The sequence below is a fragment of the bacterium genome, assembly GCA_024224155.1.
GTDB lineage: Bacteria > Acidobacteriota > Thermoanaerobaculia > Multivoradales > JAHEKO01 > CALZIK01.
This window is the reverse complement of the sequence record JAAENP010000266.1, coordinates 1-2,937: the sequence shown is the minus strand read 5'-3', so window position 1 is coordinate 2,937 and position 2,937 is coordinate 1. Positions and strand designations below refer to the sequence as shown.

Genomic DNA, 2,937 nt, shown 5'->3' with positions numbered 1-2,937 from the left:
CGCCTCGCGTTCTACCCGGATGCGGACGTCGAGGGCGACGGCGCCGTCCCGATCCGGGGAGGCGACGAACGGGTTGATGTCGAGCTCCACGACGCGGGGGTGGCAGTGGGCGAGTTGGCCGACTCGCATCAGGACCTCCCGGAGCACGTCGAGATCGGCCGGCGGCTCGCCGCGCACCCCCTCGAGGAGCGGGAAGGCTCGAATGCGACGCAGGAGCTCGTCGGCTTCGCTCTCCGACAGCGGCGGCACGCCGAAGGCGACGTCGCCGAACACCTCCACGTAGCGGCCGCCGAGACCGAAGGCCAACAAGGGCCCGAAGCGAGGGTCGGTCGAGATTCCGAACAAGAGCTCGTGCCCGGAGCCCGCCATTCGTTGAACCAGGTACCCGGAAGGCTCAAGCCCGGCGCGCTCGAGGGCTTCGGCGATCTCGTCAACCGTGCGCGCGGCTTCGTTCGCGTCCTCGACGTCCAGGCGCACCGCCCCGACGTCGCTCTTGTGAACGAGGCCCTCCGCCTCGGCCTTGATCGCCACCGGAAAGCCGATCTCGGCGGCGGCGGCGGCGACGGCCGAGGCCTCCGCGACCCAGCGTCGGGGTGTCACGGGGATGCCGTAGAGCTCGAGCACCCGGAAGGCGTCGGCGTTCGGCAGGTAGCCCTCCGTGGTCGCGGACAGCACCTCCGAGACCTGGGCGTCGTCCACCGGGTAGACCGGGGGCGCCGTCTGCGGTCGACGGCACCAACGCGCGTAGCGGTCGAGCTGGGCCAGAGCGGTCGCCGCTTGCTCGGGGAATCGATAGACCGGCGGCAGGTCCGGCGTCTTCTTGACCTCGTCGTAGAAGTCCTCGGTGGCCATCATCACTGAGAGCACGGGCTTGTCGACACCTCGATCGATCACCGCGGCGATCGCATTGAGGACGTCGATGGGGTTGCCCAGGAGCGGCTTGACGTTGATCGCCAGGACCATGTCGACGCCGTCGTCCGCGAGCAGAATTTCGAGCGAGCGGGCATAGTCCTCGGCCCCCGCCGAAGCGATCATGTCCACCGGATTGGCGACGCTCGCTTCCTTCGGCAAGCTCGCGGCGAGACCCTCGCGGGTGCCTAGGGAAAGCTCGGCCATCTCGAGGCCACGGTTGACTACCGAGTCGGTCGCCATAATCGCCGGGCCGCCGGCGTTGGTCAGAATGGCGACCCGGTTGCCGGCCGGGAGCTTGCAGAGATCCAGGGCTCGCGCCACCGCGAAGAGCTCGTCGATGGTGCCGGCGCGCAGGACGCCGCACTGGGCGAGAAAGGTCGAGACCGTGATGTCGCGACCGGCGAGCGCCCCGGTGTGGCTGGACGCGGCGCGCGCGCCCTCTTCCGTGCGCCCCGACTTGACGATCAGGATCGGCTTCTTGCGACTGACCCGCTTGGCGAGCTCGACAAAGCGACGGGGCCCTCCGAACGACTCGAGGTACATGCAGACGACGTGCGTATCGGGGTCGTTTTCCCAGTGTTCGAGCAGGTCGTTACCGGAGACGTCGGCCTTGTTGCCGATCGAGGCGAACTGGGTGAAGCCGATGCCGAGGTCGCTCGCGGCGTTGAGAATAGCCACGCCCAGTGCCCCGGACTGGCTGACGAAGCCGATCGAGCCCCGTCCGGCGGGCGTGGGCGCGAAGGTCGCGTTCATCGACACCGCCGGATCGGCGTTGATGATGCCCATGCAATTCGGCCCGATCATGCGCATGCCGTGCTTGCGCACGGCGGTCGCGAGGGCGCGCTCGGCGGCGGTGCCCTCGGCTCCGGTCTCGGCGAAGCCGGCGGTGATCACCACCAGCCCCTTGACTCCCGCGCGACCGCAGTCCTCTACCACACCGATCACGGCGTCGCGCGGCACGACCACCACGGCCAGGTCCACGCGATCCGGAACCGAGGCGATGGAGGGGTAGGCCTTGAGCGAATGGATCGACTCGGCGCTCGGATTGACCGGAAAGATCGAGCCCTGAAACTCGCTGACGACAAGATTGTGGAGCAGAGAAAAGCCGATCGAGTCACGGCGGCGCGAGGCCCCGATCACCGCGATCGAGCGAGGCGAGAAGATCGCTTCGAGCGGGCGACCGGTCACGCGGCCTGAGACCCCACGGAGCAGTTAGCGAGCCCGGCCGCGGCAAGATCGCCTCGAAGCATCGTCGACAGCGTCCTCATGGCCCGAGGTTATCCGCTTTCGTCGCGGACCATCCGTTCGATCCGGGGCTGATTCGGTGACAGGATACTCATTACGCTGAGAGCCGACAGGCAAGAAAGGCCTGTGACGGCGAGGAGCTCCAGCGTCGCGGTACCGTCGGAGCGCGCCCCAATCGAGGTACCACGCTTGCTTGAAGCTCAAGTCTCACATTGGGAGACCCGCTTGCCAGATCACGTCCGATATGTCGCCCTTACCGGTCATTGCCAGGCCGAGTGCGCTGGGCGGACCGAGCCAAGAAGCGAAGCTAGTCCGAGAAGGGCGACTTATCGGGCCAAGGCCGCAGCCTGGGAGCGCGTCCTCGGCCTGGTCGGCTGATCGCTGCCGCTGCTGGAGTGTCGCATCGGACACTACTCCGTGCTACCTCTCCGCGAACTGCTGGAGATGTGTGATATTCTGCTGGCCTGCTGCGGAGCCTAAGCTCGGCAAGTGCTGACCTCGCGGAGGTGCGGTAGCAGTGGCCCTCCTCCTGCGATCGTCGTCGCACATAGCGCAGTATTCCATCGTCGAGTTGCGGCTCCAGGGCAGCGTCATCCTGAAGTCGTTTCGGGAGCGTCACTGTACCCAGGTCAACCAGAGGACCTGATCGCAGAGCCGGTATGGCGAGAGGGCATCCTCGGAGAGGGATCAAGCATGGAGAGAATCAGAGTCGCCGTTGCTGGCATAGGGAATTGCGCGAGTTCCCTGATTCAAGGTATCGAGTTCTACAGGCACCGTCAT

General features: G+C 66.8%; 1 protein-coding gene. It reads right to left on the bottom strand.

The window, feature by feature from the left end; genetic code table 11:
• Nucleotides 1-2,100: GNAT family N-acetyltransferase (locus GY769_13965; GenBank protein MCP4203024.1), on the bottom strand; the 2,100-nt coding region annotated here is incomplete at its 3' end.
• Between the last annotated feature and the right edge of the window lie 837 nt (nucleotides 2,101-2,937).